Consider the following 15,646-nt stretch of genomic DNA (forward strand, 5'->3'; position numbering starts at 1 on the left):
CCCGGTCCTGACCTTCGACCCGACCTGGGCCCGGTTCGCGCCGCTCACCTCCACCGGTCTCGTGATCGTCGCCGGCCTCGTCGGCGGCACGGTGCAGCTGCTCGACGCGCTCGGCGGCTTCCGCCGGGTCGACGCGGGCTCCTGGGCGGACCGCGTCGCCGGCGTGCCGGTGCTCCTGGCCGCCGCCGGCGCGCTGGTCGGTCTCGCGGTCGCGACGAGCGTGCTGGCGGTGACGGGCTACCTGGTCGCCAACTGGGGCTTCACCCTCGGTCACGCCGACCGTGCCTGGCACCTGCGCCGCGGGCTGCTCACCACCCGGGAGACCAGCCTCGACGACGCCCGGCTGGCCGGCGTGACGATCGGCGAGCCGCTGGGGCTCCGCCTCGCCGGGGGCGGCCGGCTCGCGGCGATCGTCACCGGCCTCGGCGACGGACAGGAGTCCTCGTCGGTGCTGGTGCCCCCGGCGCCGCGGGCCGTGGTCGGGTCGGCCGCGCGGGCGGTGCTCGGCGCCGCCGGGCCCGTCGACGTACCCCTCCGGCCGCACGGGCCCGCCGCCGCCCGCCGCCGGTGGACGCGCGCGCTGCTGCCGGCGCTCCTGGTCACCGCCGGGTGCCTGCCGCTCGCGGCCGGGTCAGCGTGGTGGTGGCTGCCGGCCGTCACCGCCCCGCTGGCCGCTGCCGCGCTGGCCGCGGACCGCGCGCGGGGACTCGGGCACGCCCTGGTCGACGGGTACGTCGTGAGCCGCTCCGGCAGCCTCTACCGCCGCCGCCACGTGCTGGCCGTCGAGGCCGTCATCGGCTGGAACATCCGCGCCACGTGGTTCCAGCGCCGCGCCGGCCTCGTCACGCTGGTCGCCACCACTGCCGGCGGCCGGCAGGCCGTCGCCGTGCTCGACGTCCCCGTCGCCGACGCGCTCGCCCTCGCTGCCCGGGCGACCCCCGCCCTGGTCGAGCCGTTCCTCTACGATCGCCCGGCGACCGGGAGGAGCGCACCGTGGCCGACGTCGACGCCATCGTCGAGGACCTGACCAGCACCGGCATGCACCTCGGTCCCGGGACGGAGGCCTGGGTCAGCGCCGAGCAGCTCGCGGCGTACCGCCAGGCGGTGCGCGACGCCGACGTCCCCCTCCACCTCGTGCTGACCCAGCCGCCGGAGGACGGGGCCGGCGGCATCTCGTGGGGCGACGACCTCCTGGTCCGCATCCACGACGCCGGCGGGCCCGACGGGCTCTACATCGGCGTCAACAACGTGTGGTCGTTCGCCGACGACGGCACCCCGGTCCACTACCCGACGCTGCCCGACGGCTCACAGCTCAACCTCGCCCTCCAGCAGTGGGGACCGGTCGGCGGCCGCACCGACGTGGTCCGCGACGCCGAGGCCGTGCTCACCCAGGGCGGCCCGGGCGGCACCCCGCTCGAGCTCGGCGAGGGTGTGGTCGAGCTCGCCGACCAGCTGGCTGCCGGCACCCTGGCGTCGGCCGCGAACGCCGCACGGGAGGCCGGCCAGGCACGGCGCGAGCAGGAGGCCGGCACCTCGGGCGAGGGCACGGCGACGTCGTACCCCGACGGTTCCGACGACGCCGGCGGCGGCGGGGGTGCGCTCGCGGGCGTGCTGGCCCTCGGCCTCCTGGTCGCAGCCGTCGTGCTGGGCCTCCGCGCACTGGGCCGACGGGCCCGGGCTCGGGCCGGTGCGGCGACCTTCGCCTTACCCGACTCGGTGCTCGACCGCGTCCGCGAGGCCGGCGACGCCGAGCTGGCGCGACGGGCGCGCGGCGACGTGCTCGCACTGGGCGAGCGCATCGACGACGCCGACCTGGGCGGCTCGGGCGCCGCCGCGTGGACCGCCGCGCTGGACCACTACGACCTCGCCGGCCGGCTGCTGCCCACCGACCCGGCGGCGGACGTCGACCCCCTGGACGCGGTCGGCGCGATCGTGCTGGCCCGCCGCGGCGAGGAGGCGCTCGCCGCCGCCCGGAAGAGTCGGCCGTTCGAGCCGTCGACGCCCTGCTTCCTCAACCCGCTGCACGGTCGAGGCACCCGGGACCACGCGCTGGAGCACGCCGGCCGGAGGGTCCGGGCACCCATCTGCTCGGCCTGCCGCCGCGACCTGCAGGCCGACCGCCGCCCCGACATCCTCGACGTCGTCGTCCGTGGCCGCCCCGAGCACTACTTCGAGACCGACCGGGAGCCGTGGGCCTCGACCGGCTTCGGCGCGCTCGAGCCGGACCTGGTCACCCGCCTGCAGCGCGGCCGGCTGCGATGAGCGAACGGGTCCCCACCGACCTCGACGCGCTCGCGGACGCGCTGCGCGAGGACCCGGTGCAGGTCGGCGAGGTCTTCGGCAACGGCCGCACCGACGAGGTCGACGCCGCGCTCACCGCGGTCGTCGAGAACCTGCCGTTCCCCGCGTACGTCGTCCTCGCCCCCGGCCCCGACGGGCTCTCGACGACCGAGCCGGCGCGCGACCTCGCCGGGCGCCTGCACGAGCGGATCGGCGGCGACGCGGTCCTCGTCGTGCAGACCGACCCGAAGGGCTACGACCTGGAGGTCGTGTCGTTCGGCGACGTCCCCGACGAGACCGCGATCTACGACCCCCAGACGACGTTCTACCCCGGCGGCGGGGCCGATGCGGGCCTGGAGCCGGCGGGCGTCGCCGCCCGCGCGCTGGAGGTGCTCGCCGCGGTCGACGAGGGCACCGAGGTGACCCGGGAGGACTTTGACGCGGTCCGCGAGGTGCAGGTCTTCCGGTCCCCGGAGGAGTGGGACCCCCTGGCCGACCCGCCGACCGCGGAGTCCGTCGCGCTGTGGGGTGCGTTCGCGTTCGTCGCGGTCACCGGCACCTCCTACCTCGTCCTGCGCAACGTGCTCGGCTGGCGCGCGACCGGCCCCGCGGCCCGGTCCCGCAGCCGCACGGACCGCGCCGGTCGTGCAGCCGAGGCCGGGCTCGGCACGCCCGCCGACGTGCGCGCCACCGTGGAGCGCGAGCTGGAGTCCCTCGCCCGGCTGCTGGCGCGGAGCACCGGGCGGGGCGGGGCCGACCTGGAGCGGCAGGCCCTCGTCGACGGGTCGTACGACGCCGCACGGACGTTGCTCGAGCGCACCGGCTCCGCCGACGCCGACCTCGACGACCTGGTCGGGGCGCTGGTGCTCGCCCGCACGGCCACGCACGCGGCCGGTCGCTCCGGGTCGGACGGCTCCCGGTCGGACCGCTCCGGGTCGGGCCGTTCCGGGTCGGGCCGCTCCGGCGCCGGCCCGGCGACGTACCGTCCGTGCTTCTTCGACCCCCGCCACGGCGAAGGCGTCGCCCGCCGGACGGTGCCCGTCGGCGACCGGGAGCTGACCGTGCCGGCGTGCCGGCCGTGCAGCCACACGACCGGCCGCGGGCTGGCCCCGATGACCGTGCGCGGAGGGCTGCTGCGCCGGGAACGGCCGTGGTACGAGCACGACACGGTGTGGGCCCGCACCGGCTACGGGGCGTTCGTCGACGACCTGTGGCGCCACGTCTCCCGGGCCGAGCAGGAGGAGCGATGAGGGGCGAGCGGCTGGCGTGCGCCGCGGCGGCGCTCGTGCTCGGCGTCGGCGCGGCGGTGTGGTCCGGGCAGGAGCACGAGCAGTCGGCGCCCCCGCCGGCCGGTGACCGGGTGATGCGGGCGGTCGAGGGCCTGCGCGACGACCAGGTCCACGTCACCGACGACGGCCGGCCGATGCTCGACGAGAAGGCGGAGCGGCGGATCGCGGACCTCATCGCCGAGCGCGATTCGCCGGTGCACGTGCTGGTCTGGCAGGACAGCTGGTTCGCCGGCTACGACCACTACCTCGAGGCGGCCGACCAGGTGCTCGAGCTGCTCGACGAGCCGGCCCTGCTCGTGCTGTGGCAGGGGCCGGACACCAGCTCGACGGACGTGACCGCGGGCTGGACGGTCGACAGGTACTCCGAGGAGTGGGCGGGCGCACCCGCCGAGCCGTCCTACCTCGGCGACGCCGCGCTGCGGCTTCCGGAGTGGATCGAGGCGTTGCCCGACGAGCCGCTGACCCGCCAGACCGACGACGGCGCGGGCGGGACCGGGACCGGGACCTTCCTCGGGTTCCTGCTGGCGCTGCCCGCCCTGCTCGGCGTCTGGGTGGTGGTCGGGATCGTGCGGGTCGCCACCGGCCGCCGCTTCCGCAACCGTCCCCTGCGAGCACCGGGCCGGTAGTAGTCGCGGTTCCGCGCTGCGCACTCGTGACGCGAGCCGGTCGCCTCGTGTCGAGCGTACGACGTGCCTCGCCCGCCGCTGCCGGCTCCACTGCCCGTGAGGACCTGCCGACGAAAGCCGTCCACAAGGGCGTGACATTGGCCCACCTTGCGACACCCGAGACACCGCTGGACGACCCAGCCATGTCCTTGCAGCCGCGCGGGCCAGCCAGCGCGAAGCAGACGCCGCGGAGGTCCGCGTGCTGCAGGCAGCGGTCGAGTGGTGCGCGATGCATCCAGCGGAGTCCCTGGTCGAGTCGGCGTCCTGGGCGACGATGCAGAGCTTCGGCGACCGCCGCCTCGTTGATGAGGCGCTGGTGCCGTTCGACCCCCAGGAAGCGGAGCGGGTCCGGTTCGAACGCACCGAGACCTGCCACGTCACCGTCCAGACCAGGTAGGTCACCTTCGACGGCCACGTCGACGTCCGGGCCACCCTCGACCTGGCCGACGCCCTCGACCTCGAGGACGCGATCACGAAGGGCGCGGATCGGTTGTACGCGCTCGGCTCGAAGGAGGCCGAGGGGTCCCGCCGCGCCACCGCCCTCGGGGACATGGCCCGCCGCCAGCTGGTGCTGGGGTTCGACACTGATCCCAAACCGATGGTCGTCCACGTCCACCAGCACCCCGACCCCCAGACCGGCGAGCCCGTCCTCGACCAGGTCGTCCGCGTCGAGAACGTCCGCGGGTTCGTCCTGACCGGCCAGCTCGCGGAGTGGTGCACCCGAGCCGCCAGGAGCACCAACGCGAGGCAAACGAAGGGAAGCCCCCAGGCGTCTACGACGGCTCGTCCGGCGACGCGGACTTGCGCCGAAGCTCGACGCGAAGACCGATCGCCAGCTGGCACACCCCCACGACAGCAAAGCCTGCTGCGACGAACGGGGCCGCGGAGTCCCCCGAGACCGTGCCGAGCAGGTAGGCGAGGTAGAGCAGCGCCGAGCCGGTCAGAACTGAGTACCACCCGGCGCTGAGCGCGCCCCACGACATCCAGCGAGAAACGCGGTCGCGTCGGGGTCCCATGCACACGAGGGTAGGGAGTTCGCGAGACGGACCAGCTCGGTCCCGCCTGGTGTGGCCGCAGGACCACCCAGTGGCGGTCCTCCGGCCGAGCCGGTTCGCGCTACCGACAGGTACGTCTCGCCGGTGGCGCCCGTCACGGCGACCCGGGCGGCTGGCCCCTAGCCTGTCGGCCATGTTCTCCAAGGTGCTGGTGGCCAACCGTGGCGAGATCGCGGTCCGAGCGTTCCGGGCGGCGTACGAGGTCGGGGCGAGGACGGTGGCGGTCTTCCCCTACGAGGACCGGTGGTCCGAGCACCGGCTGAAGGCCGACGAGGCCTACGAGATCGGCGAGCGCGGTCACCCGGTGCGCGCCTACCTCGACCCCGAGGCGATCGTGGCCACGGCGGTGCGCGCCGGTGCGGACGCGGTCTACCCCGGCTACGGCTTCCTCTCGGAGAACCCCGCGCTGGCCGAGGCGTGCGCCGAGGCCGGCATCACCTTCATCGGCCCCAGCGCCGAGGTGCTGGAGCTGACCGGCAACAAGGCCCGCGCGATCGCGGCCGCCAAGGCCGCCGGCGTGCCCACGCTGGCCAGCGTCGAGCCCTCCACCGACGTCGACGCGCTGGTCGCGTCGGCCTCGGAGATGCCCTACCCGCTCTTCGTCAAGGCCGTCGCCGGCGGCGGCGGACGCGGCATGCGCAAGGTCGACGAGCCCGGGCCGGACCACCAGCACCTGCGCGAGGCGGTCGAGACGTGCATGCGCGAGGCCGAGGCCGCCTTCGGCGACCCGACGGTCTTCATCGAGCAGGCCGTGGTCGACCCCCGCCACATCGAGGTGCAGATCCTCGCCGACGGCGAGGGCAACGTCATCCACCTCTACGAGCGCGACTGCTCGGTGCAGCGGCGCCACCAGAAGGTCGTCGAGATCGCGCCCGCGCCCAACCTCGACCCCGAGCTGCGGATGAGGATCTGCGCCGACGCGGTGCGCTTCGCGAAGGAGATCGGCTACCGCAACGCCGGCACCGTCGAGTTCCTGCTGGACCCGGCCGGCAACTACGTCTTCATCGAGATGAACCCGCGCATCCAGGTCGAGCACACCGTGACCGAGGAGGTCACCGACGTCGACCTGGTGCAGTCGCAGCTGCGGATCGCCTCCGGCGAGACCCTGGCCGACCTCGGCCTCTCGCAGGAGGGCGTGGTGCTGCGCGGGGCCGCCCTCCAGTGCCGGATCACCACCGAGGACCCCGCGAACGGGTTCCGGCCCGACACGGGCGTCATCACGACGTACCGCTCCCCCGGCGGCGGCGGCATTCGTCTCGACGGCGGCACCGTCTACACCGGCGCCGAGGTCTCCGCGCACTTCGACTCGATGCTCGCCAAGCTGACCTGCCGCGGCCGGACCTTCGACAAGGCGGTCGAGAAGGCGCGGCGGGCGGTCGCGGAGTTCCGCATCCGCGGCGTCTCGACGAACATCCCGTTCCTCCAGGCCGTCCTCGACGACCCCGACTTCGCCGCCGGCAACGTCACCACGTCGTTCATCGAGACCCACCCGCAGCTGCTCCGCGCGCGCGGCAGCGGCGACCGGGGCAGCAAGCTGCTGTCCTACCTCGCGGACGTCACGGTCAACCAGCCGCACGGCGAGGCGAAGGTCTCCGTCGACCCGGCCAGCAAGCTCCCCGACACCAACCTCGACGTGCCCGCGCCCGACGGCACCCGGCAGCTGCTGCTCTCGGTCGGCCCGGAGGAGTTCGCCCGCCGGCTGCGCGAGCAGGACCGGGTGGCGGTCACCGACACGACCTTCCGCGACGCCCACCAGTCGCTGCTCGCGACCCGCGTGCGCACCCGCGACCTGCTCACGGTGGCCCCGCACGTCGCGCGCACCACGCCGGAGCTGTGGTCGCTGGAGGCGTGGGGCGGCGCGACGTACGACGTGGCACTGCGCTTCCTCGCCGAGGACCCGTGGGAGCGGCTGGCCCAGCTGCGCCAGGCCGTGCCGAACATCTGCCTGCAGATGCTGCTGCGCGGTCGCAACACGGTCGGCTACACGCCGTACCCCACCGCCGTCACCGACGCCTTCGTCGAGGAGGCGGCCGCGACCGGCATCGACGTGTTCCGCATCTTCGACGCGCTCAACGACGTCGAGCAGATGCGCCCGGCGATCGAGGCGGTCCGCGCGACCGGGACGACCGTCGCGGAGGTGGCGCTGTGCTACACCGGCGACCTCTCCGACCCGGGCGAGCAGCTCTACACGCTCGACTACTACCTGCGGCTCGCCGAGCGGATCGTCGACGCCGGCGCGCACGTGCTGGCGATCAAGGACATGGCCGGCCTGCTGCGCGCACCCGCGGCGCGCACGCTGGTGACCGCGCTGCGCGAGCGGTTCGACCTGCCGGTGCACCTGCACACCCACGACACGACCGGCGGCCAGCTCGCGACGCTGAGCGCGGCGATCGAGGCCGGGGTGGACGCCGTCGACGCCGCGACGTCCTCGATGGCCGGCACGACCTCGCAGCCGCCGCTCTCGGCGCTCGTGGCCGCGACCGACCACTCGGAGCGCGAGACCGCGCTGTCGCTCGCGGCCGTCAACGCGCTCGAGCCCTACTGGGAGGCGACCCGCCGCGTCTACGCGCCGTTCGAGTCCGGCCTCGCCTCGCCGACCGGCCGGGTCTACCGCCACGAGATCCCCGGCGGCCAGCTCTCCAACCTGCGCCAGCAGGCGATCGCGCTCGGCCTGGGCGAGAAGTTCGAGCAGGTCGAGGACATGTACGCCGCCGCCAACGACATCCTCGGCAACGTCCCGAAGGTGACGCCGTCGTCGAAGGTGATCGGCGACCTCGCCCTGTCGCTGGTCGGCATCGGCGCGGACCCGGCGGAGTTCGCCGACGACCCGGGCCGCTTCGACGTCCCCGACTCGGTCATCGGCTTCCTCAACGGCGAGCTCGGCGACCCGCCGGGCGGCTGGCCGGAGCCGTTCCGGACCAAGGCCCTCGAGGGTCGCTCGTGGCAGGCACCCGACGAGGACCTCACCGACGAGCAGCGCGCCGACCTCGAGGCGTCCGGCCCGCGCCGGCAGCGCGCGCTGAACGAGCTGCTCTTCCCCGGTCCGACCAAGGAGTTCCTCGAGAAGCGCGAGCGGTACGGCGACCTCTCCGTGGTGCCCACCGTCGAGTACCTCTACGGCCTGCGCACCGGCACCGAGCACGAGGTCGACCTGGCCGAGGGCATCCGGCTGATCCTCGGGCTCCAGGCGATCAGCGAGCCCGACGAGCGCGGATTCCGCACGGTCATGGCGACCATCAACGGCCAGCTGCGCCCGATCTCGGTGCGCGACCGCTCGGTCTCCTCCGACGTGGCCGCGGCCGAGAAGGCGGACACCTCGAAGGCCGGCCACGTCGCCGCGCCCTTCGGCGGGGTCGTCACGGTCGTCGTCTCCGAGGGCGACTCGGTGGCCGCGGGCGAGACCGTCGCGACGATCGAGGCGATGAAGATGGAGGCCTCGATCACCGCGCCGGTCGCCGGGCGGGTCGAGCGGGTCGCGCTCGGAGGCACCCAGGCCGTCGAGGGTGGCGACCTGGTGCTCGTCCTGGCGGAGTAGCCCGTGCGGTCGCCGGCCCCTGCGCCGGGCCGGCGGGTGGCCGCACCCGACGGCCACCCCGTCGCGGCGGGCGTCGTGACGGCGGTCGTCGGGTTCAGCAGCTCGTTCGTCGTCGTCCTCGCCGGCCTCGCCGCCGTCGGGGCGTCGGCGGCGGAGGCGGCCTCCGGGCTGGTCGCGCTCTGCGTGGCCCAGGCGCTCGGCATGCTCTGGCTGGGCCTGCGGCACCGCACGCCGCTGACGCTCGCCTGGTCGACGCCGGGCGCCGCGCTGCTGGTCTCCACCGGGGTCGTCGAGGGCGGCTGGCCGGCCGCGGTCGGCGCGTTCGTCGTCACCGCGCTGCTCATCGGGCTCACCGGCCTGGTCCCGTGGCTCGGTGACCTCGTCGGCCGGATCCCCGCCTCGCTCGCGCGCGCCATGCTCGCCGGCGTCCTGCTGCCGTTGTGCCTGGCGCCGGTGACCGGCCTCGCCGACTCCCCCGCGCTGGTCGGCCCGGTCGTGCTGACCTGGGTGCTGGGGCTCCTGCTCTTCCCGCGTTGGGCGGTGCCGGCCTCGCTCGCCGTCGCGCTCGCGGTCGTCCTGGTCGAGGCCCGCTCGGACGTCGACGTCGACGCCCTCCTGCCGACCCTGGCCTGGACGACGCCGACGTGGACCGTGCCCGCGCTCGTGTCGATCGCACTGCCGCTGTACGTCGTCACGATGGCCTCGCAGAACGTCCCCGGCGTCGCCGTCATGGCCAGCCACGGGTACGCCGTCCCCTGGCGCGAGTCGATGACCGTCACCGGCCTCGGGACGCTGCTCGCTGCCCCGTTCGGCGGCCACGCCGTCAACCTCGCCGCCATCACCGCCGCCATGGCCGCCGGACCGCTCGCCGGGGCGGACCGGGCCCGCCGCTGGGTCGCCAGCACCTCCGCAGCCGTCACCTACCTCGTCCTCGCCGCCCTCGCCTCCGCCCTGACCGCAGTGGTGGTCGCGGCCCCCGGCGACGTCGTCCAGGCCGCCGCCGGCCTGGCCCTCGTCGGCACCCTCGCCTCCTCGCTGGCCGGCGCGCTCGCCGAGGAGGACGGCCGCGAGGCCGCCGCCGTCTGCTTCCTCGTCGCCGCCTCCGGCGTCACCGTCCTCGGCGTCGGCTCCGCCTTCTGGGCGCTCCTCGCTGGCCTGGCCCTCCGCCCGCTCCTCGCCGCCCGCCGCTGACCCCGGCCAGCCGACCCGCCGGGCCACGTCGACAACCGCGCAATTGCGCGGGAGTTGCGGGGTGGACGCGCTTCCCCACGTCCACAACCGCGCAATTGAAGGATCGTCGACGCCCGGGACCCGAGCCAGGCCCGACTCAGCCGACGGTCTCCGCGAAGGTCGGCGGCGGGAGCGGGTCGCGGAGCGACTCGTAGCCGTGGGCGATCTCGACGAGCGTGGCCTCGCTGCCGGCGGTGCCCCAGAACGACACGGCGACCGGCAGCCCGTCGACGAGCTCGGTCGGGACGGTGAGCAGCGGGTAGCCCGCCATCGCCGGCACGCCGCTGCACGAGCCGACGAGGTCCTCGGGCCCCTTCAGCTTGATCCGGTGCGCGCGGTCGTAGGACGGGGTCACCAGCGCGTCGAGGTCGTGCTCGCGCAGCACCCGGTCGATGCCACCCTCGCGCGCGGCGGCGACGCAGCGCGCCCGCGCGGCGGCGTACTCCTCGGAGTCGGTGCCGGGACCCTCCAGCGCCTGCTCGAGGAGGCCCTGCCCGAAGTGCTCGAGCTCGACGTCGGCGTGCTCGCGGTTGAAGGCGACGACGTCCTCGAGGGTGCGGGGGCCGTCGCCGGGGCGGCGGGAGAGGTACGCCGCGAGGCCCGTGCCCAGCTCGGCCAGGAGCACGAGCAGCTCGTCCTCCCAGATCGTGTCGGGCAGCCCCGGCAGGTCGGTGCCATCGACGACGACCGCGCCGGCGGCCGACAGGGCGGCGACGGCGCGCTCGGCTGCGGCGTCGGCCGCGTCCGACCAGCCCCAGTACGGTCCGCGCGGCACCCCCACCCGCTTGCCTGCCAACCTCCCGTCGACGGCGTGTGCCGCGTGGTCGACTCCGTTGCCAGCCAGCACCGACAGCAGCGCCGCGGCGTCGCGGACGCTGGCTGCCATCGAGCCGGGCGCGTCCTGCGAGGCGGAGATCGGCACCACGCCGTCGGTGGGCACGAGGCCGACGGTGGGCTTGAGCCCGACGCAGCCGTTGTACGCCGCCGGGCAGGCAATCGACCCGTCGGTCTCGGTGCCGACGGCGTACGCCGCCAGGCCGGCCGCCACCGCGGCGCCGCTGCCCGAGCTCGACCCGCCTGCGGACCGGTCGAGGGCGTACGGGTTCCGGGTCAGGCCGCCGTACCCGCTCCAGCCCGACGTCGAGGCCACGTCGCGGATGTTGGCCCACTCCGAGAGGTTGGTCTTGCCGAGCACGACCATGCCGGCCTCGCGGAGCCGCTGCACGATCGGCGCGTCGGCCGCGGGGTGCGGCTGCTCGGCCAGCGCGAGCGAGCCGGCCGTGGTGGGGAGGTCGGCGGTGTCGATGTTGTCCTTGACCAGCACCGCCCGGCCGTGGAGGGGTCCCCGGACGCGGCCGGCCGCGGCCTCGGCGTCGAGCGCCCGCGCCTGCTCGAGCGCGTCGGGTGCGGGCGTGCAGATCGATCGGATCAGCGGGTCGACGGTGGCGATCCGGTCGAGCAGCCGCTCGACCTCGGCGACGGAGGACGAGACGGAGGAGGCGGAACTGAGCACGAGGCATCCTCCCCCGCGCCGGCCGCTCAGCGCGCGGCGACCCCGAGGGTGAGGTAGGTCGAGCGCAGGCCAAGCGCCGACCGGAACGCGTCGCCGGTGACCGTCACCGACCCCCGCGAGCCGGTCAGCCGGAGCGTGCGCACGCGCCCGCCCCACTGGCCGTGGCCGTCGCGGGCGGTGACGGCGATCCGCCGGAGGTCGCCGACCGCGGGCCACGCGCGCTCCAGCCGGGTGTCGTCGACCGTGGTGCGCCAGCGGTGCACGGCGTTGCCGGCCCAGCCGTCGTACGGGTCCTCCTGCGCGGCCAGGTACGGCACCGACCCTGCCGAGGTCCACCCGCCGCTGCTGGAGGAGAACTGGGTGAACGCCGGCTCGCCGCCGGCGGTCAGCACCTGGCCCTTCGTCGCGTCGATCGCCGCGTTGGCGGCCGGGTGCTCGGCGGCGACGCCGTCGTAGACCTGGCAGGACGTGGTGTCGCAGAGCTGGTAGGACGCCGAGCGCGGGTGGGCTCGCTCGTACGCCGCGTAGGTGCGCGCCGCGATCGCCTGCGCGCGGACCGCGGCGGGGCTCCAGAGCGCGGGGATCTCCAGCGGCACGACGCCCTTGAGGTAGCTCTCGAGCGTGAGGTCGTTGACGGTCACCACGTCGGTGCCGACCCGGACGGCGCGCAGGCGACCGCGGTAGGGCTTCTCCCCGGTCGGGGTGACCAGCGTGATCGGCTTGCCGCCGGCGTACAGCTCGCCCGTGCCCGTCAGGTCGCGCCACCGCCGCCACCGGTCGGTGCGGTAGGAGACGCGCCACGCGCCGGTGGGCGCGGCGGCGATGCGCCACTGCTTCGCACCGTTCTCGGGCAGCCGGACGCGGCCGCCGCCGGCCGAGTCGGCGACGGTCAGCCCGGGTCGCGGCCGCACGACGAGGTGGTCGTCGGTGTCGGCCGAGATCGCGACGCTCACGCGCCCCTTGGCGGTCCCCCAGGCCGTGCCGGGATAGTAGAACTCGACGATCTGGCGCTCGGTCAGCCCCTGCCGGGCCGCACCCTCCGCGCCGTGCTGCGACATGCCGTGGCCGTGGCCGAAGCCGCGGCCCTGAATCGTCACCTGCGCCGTCCGCGGCACCGCCCAGGTGTCGGCGGAGGGGGCTGCGGGCGCGGCCGCGGCCGCGGCGCCGACCGGCACCAAGGCGGTCAGGCCGAGCGCGCACGCCGTCAGGAGGGAGGGGAGACGCACGCACCGATCGCACCACTGGTCACACCAGTCCCGCAACGCTTCGCGCGAACTACAGATCTGTAGTTCGTGCCGGCGAGGACACGTGCTCAGGACACGCGCAGGGTGAACCAGGTCGAGCGCAGTCCGAGGAGGTAGCGGAAGTCGTCGCCGGTCACGGTCACGGTGCCCCGGGTCCCCCGCAGCGTCACCGAGCCGACGCGGCCGCCCCACTGGCCGTTGCCGTCGCGGCCGGAGACCCGGATCGACGTCAGCCCGCCGACCGCCGGCCAGGCCCGCTCGAGGTCGGCGTCGGTGAGGCGGACGGTCCAGCGGTGGTGCGGGTTGCCGGACCACCCGTCGTACGGGTCCTTCTTGGCCGGCAGGTAGCCGAACGCGCCGCGCGAGGTCCACCCGCCGCTGCTGGCGGAGAACTGCGTGAACGCCGGCTTCCCGCCTTTGGTCAGCACCCGGCCCCGCGTCGCCGCGACGGCCTTGTCGGCGGCGGGGTGCTCGGCCGCGGTGCCGCCGTAGACCTGGCACGCCTCGGTGCCGCAGATGTCGTAGTGGGCAGCGGCCGGGTGGTTGCGCTCGTACGCCGCGTAGGTGCGCGCCGCGACGGCCTGCGCGCGGATCGCCTGCTGGTGCCAGGTCGAGGCGATGACCTCGCTCGGCACGACGCCGCGCAGGTAGTCCTCGAGGCCGACCACGTTGACGACGTCGCCGCCGACCGCACGCACGGCACCGCGGTATCGAGTGGTGCTGCCGGGGCCGGTGCGCACGCGTAGCGGCTTCCCGCCGGCGGCGAGCTCCGCCGTACCCGCGCGGTGGCCGAGCCGCTGCCAGCGCCCGTCGACGCGGTAGGACACGCGGGAGCGGTCGCCGGCGACCGGCCGGACCCGCCACGCGGTGGCCCGCGGCCGCTTGCGGTCGAGCTTCCAGGCCTTCCCGCCGCCGGGCTTGCGCACGACCAGACCCGGCCGCGCGGTGACGACCGCGGCCGCGGTGTCGGCGACCTTGACGCGCAGGGTGCCGCCGGCCCTCCCCTGCGACAGCCCGGGGTAGTAGAAGCGGAGGATCTGGCGGTGGGTCCGGCCCTGCCGTGCGGCGCCCTCGGCACCCCACTGGGACATGCCGTGCCCGTGGCCGTAGCCGTGCCCGACCACGGTGATCGTCGCCGAGCGCGGCACCTCCCACGTCCGGGCGGTCGCCGCCGCCGGCAGGAGGGCCGCCAGGACGGCGAGGACGGTCACGAGCCCGAGTCGCATGCGCACCCGCTCGAGGCTACGCACCCGCCCTCGCGCCCGGCCTGTGCGGCGGGAGCGCTAGCCGTTGTACGACGGCTGCGACTGCGCGTTGAAGGTCCCCATCCGCACCTTCGCGGCCCGCCGCGCCCACGGCGCGTCGATCCGGAACACGTCGAGCCCGCGGGTGATGTCGTGGCTGTAGACGTGGCCGTTGTACCAGTACGACGACCACGACCCGCCGAGCACCAGCTCGGTCGCGCTGATCGCGCCCCGGTCGAAGTGGGCGATCTCCCGCGGGTTGCGCGAGTCGGTGAAGTCGAAGACCGACGTACCGCCCTGGTACCACGCCTGCACCATGATGTCGCGGCCCTCCACGGGCACCAGCGAGCCGTTGTGGGCGACGCAGTTCTCGGTCAGCGACTGGCTGCGCGGGATCTTGAAGTAGCTGCGGAACACCAGCTTGCGTCCCACGACGTCGTAGATGCCGTCCGCCCCGCGGCGGCCGCCGAGCAGCGGGTTGCACGTCGGCGCGGACCCGCCGCCGAGCTCGTCGGTGAAGACCACCTTCGTGCCGGCGTTGTTGAACGTCGCGGAGTGCCAGAACGCGAAGCTCTCGTCGTCCCGCACCCGGTGCAGCACCTTGGGCCGCGCCCGGTCCCGGATGTCGAGCAGGACGCCGTCGCCCATGCAGGCACCGGCTGCGAGGTCCCTGGCGGGGTACGCCGTGACGTCGTGGCAGCCGGTCGTCTCGCTCGGGCCGAGCGGGTTGACCGTGCCCGGGTTGCCGCCGGCGGGGAACAGCACCGGCTGCGCGACGACGCGCGCCCGCGCGGGCTTCGCCACCGGCACCTTGACGATGCTGATCGAGTCGTGCGGCGGCCTGCAGTCGGGGTGGTCCGCGCTGACGTCGTAGGAGGAGACGTAGACGTAGAGGTCGCGCCCGTCCCGGCTCGGCGCCAGGGTGTGGGTGTGGGACCCGCAGTCGGTCTCCACCGCGGCGACGTACCGCGGCTTCGCCGGGCGGCTGATGTCGAAGATGCGGATGCCTTCCCAGCTGCTCTTCCGGGTCGCGGGTGCGGGCTCGCTGCGGCAGGAGTCGTCGCTGCGGCTCGTGTCGACGCTGAGGACGAGCAGGTTGCGGTGGACGGAGATGTCGTTCTGCGCGCCGGGGCAGACCACCTGCGCCACCTTGCGCGGCTTCGCGGGCCGGCGGATGTCGTAGACGGTGAAGCCCTCGTAGTTGCCGCCGAAGGCGTACCTCCCCCGGAACGCCAGGTCGGTCCCGTAGGCCTCCTCCCCCGCGAACCGCCCGCTCCGCGGCAGGTTGGCCACGAGCCGCATGTTCCGCGACCGGTCGACGTCTCCGGCCGCGGCCGCGGGCTCCACCCGGTCCATCCCCGACAGCAGCTGGCCGGGCAGCCGGCACGCCTCGGCGAAGTTGTCCCCCGCCGCCTGCATCCGCTTGGCCTGCGCCGGCGTGCACGCCCCCGGCACCACCTCGCCGCTCGCCGACCCCTGCGCGAGCGCCAGGCCCGCGAGCAACATGCCTCCCGCCGCCAGGGCGGCGAGCGGCGTACGACCGAGACGACTGAGCACCGACATCCGCGGACCTTCCTCGAGGGTTGCCCCT

12 protein-coding genes are annotated in these 15,646 nt (G+C 75.1%); 7 read left to right on the top strand and 5 right to left on the bottom strand.

Annotated elements, in window-relative coordinates; translation table 11 throughout:
• The 5 genes from G6553_RS17270 to G6553_RS17290 form a co-directional block, all read left to right on the top strand.
• A partial coding sequence (locus G6553_RS17270) for a PH domain-containing protein (RefSeq protein WP_166195781.1) occupies window positions 1-1,027 on the top strand: 1,027 nt, incomplete at its 5' end.
• Window positions 994-2,262, top strand: a complete 1,269-nt coding sequence (locus G6553_RS17275) for a hypothetical protein (RefSeq protein ID WP_166195782.1) — start codon at window positions 994-996, stop codon at window positions 2,260-2,262. The genes G6553_RS17270 and G6553_RS17275, both read left to right, overlap by 34 nt.
• Entirely contained in the window at window positions 2,259-3,530 is a 1,272-nt protein-coding gene (locus G6553_RS17280; RefSeq protein WP_166195783.1) for a hypothetical protein, read from the top strand. Before G6553_RS17275 ends, G6553_RS17280 begins: the two co-directional genes overlap by 4 nt.
• The gene (locus tag G6553_RS17285; RefSeq protein ID WP_166195784.1) at window positions 3,527-4,195 is read left to right on the top strand and encodes a hypothetical protein; all 669 of its coding nucleotides are present in this window, start codon (window positions 3,527-3,529) and stop codon (window positions 4,193-4,195) included. Before G6553_RS17280 ends, G6553_RS17285 begins: the two co-directional genes overlap by 4 nt.
• Window positions 4,196-4,433: 238 nt before the next feature.
• Window positions 4,434-4,631, top strand: a complete 198-nt coding sequence (locus tag G6553_RS17290) for a hypothetical protein (protein WP_166195785.1) — start codon at window positions 4,434-4,436, stop codon at window positions 4,629-4,631.
• Between the two features lie 376 nt (window positions 4,632-5,007).
• Here G6553_RS17290 and G6553_RS17295 read toward each other — a convergent pair whose 3' ends face one another.
• Complete coding sequence (locus tag G6553_RS17295) at window positions 5,008-5,250, bottom strand: hypothetical protein (RefSeq protein ID WP_166195786.1); 243 nt, start codon at window positions 5,248-5,250, stop codon at window positions 5,008-5,010.
• Window positions 5,251-5,422: 172 nt separating this feature from the next.
• On the opposite strand from G6553_RS17295, the gene G6553_RS17300 reads away from it, so the two are divergent.
• Both G6553_RS17300 and G6553_RS17305 read left to right on the top strand, forming a co-directional pair.
• Entirely contained in the window at window positions 5,423-8,824 is a 3,402-nt protein-coding gene (locus G6553_RS17300) for a pyruvate carboxylase (protein ID WP_166195787.1), read from the top strand.
• 36 nt (window positions 8,825-8,860) lie between these two features.
• A complete protein-coding gene (locus G6553_RS17305) occupies window positions 8,861-10,015 on the top strand; it encodes a benzoate/H(+) symporter BenE family transporter (RefSeq protein WP_347565784.1) in 1,155 nt (384 codons plus the stop codon).
• A 136-nt stretch (window positions 10,016-10,151) separates the two neighbouring features.
• On the opposite strand, the gene G6553_RS17310 is transcribed toward G6553_RS17305, so the two are convergent.
• The 4 genes from G6553_RS17310 to G6553_RS17325 all read right to left on the bottom strand — a co-directional run bounded on the left by G6553_RS17310 (window position 10,152) and on the right by G6553_RS17325 (window position 15,618).
• Complete coding sequence (locus tag G6553_RS17310) at window positions 10,152-11,567, bottom strand: amidase family protein (RefSeq protein ID WP_166195789.1); 1,416 nt, start codon at window positions 11,565-11,567, stop codon at window positions 10,152-10,154.
• A 26-nt stretch (window positions 11,568-11,593) separates the two neighbouring features.
• Window positions 11,594-12,793 (bottom strand): SpoIID/LytB domain-containing protein, encoded by a 1,200-nt coding sequence (locus G6553_RS17315; protein ID WP_166195790.1) that lies wholly within the window; start codon window positions 12,791-12,793, stop codon window positions 11,594-11,596.
• Between the two features lie 86 nt (window positions 12,794-12,879).
• Window positions 12,880-14,037 (bottom strand): SpoIID/LytB domain-containing protein, encoded by a 1,158-nt coding sequence (locus G6553_RS17320; RefSeq protein ID WP_242680599.1) that lies wholly within the window; start codon window positions 14,035-14,037, stop codon window positions 12,880-12,882.
• A 57-nt stretch (window positions 14,038-14,094) separates the two neighbouring features.
• Entirely contained in the window at window positions 14,095-15,618 is a 1,524-nt protein-coding gene (locus G6553_RS17325; protein ID WP_166195792.1) for a hypothetical protein, read from the bottom strand.
• Window positions 15,619-15,646 lie beyond the last annotated feature (28 nt).

It is taken from the genome of Nocardioides sp. IC4_145 (assembly GCF_011250565.1).
Classification (GTDB): Bacteria; Actinomycetota; Actinomycetes; order Propionibacteriales; family Nocardioidaceae; genus Nocardioides.

Bases quoted from the DNA above. Each gene is read 5' to 3' on its own strand.
- G6553_RS17280 (WP_166195783.1), top strand. From the start codon at position 2,259: ATGAGCGAACGGGTCCCCACCGACCTCGACGCGCTCGCGGACGCGCTG.
- G6553_RS17285 (WP_166195784.1), top strand. From the start codon at position 3,527: ATGAGGGGCGAGCGGCTGGCGTGCGCCGCGGCGGCGCTCGTGCTCGGC.
- G6553_RS17295 (WP_166195786.1), bottom strand. From the start codon at position 5,250: ATGGGACCCCGACGCGACCGCGTTTCTCGCTGGATGTCGTGGGGCGCG.
- G6553_RS17300 (WP_166195787.1), top strand. From the start codon at position 5,423: ATGTTCTCCAAGGTGCTGGTGGCCAACCGTGGCGAGATCGCGGTCCGA.
- G6553_RS17320 (WP_242680599.1), bottom strand. From the start codon at position 14,037: ATGCGACTCGGGCTCGTGACCGTCCTCGCCGTCCTGGCGGCCCTCCTG.
- G6553_RS17325 (WP_166195792.1), bottom strand. From the start codon at position 15,618: ATGTCGGTGCTCAGTCGTCTCGGTCGTACGCCGCTCGCCGCCCTGGCG.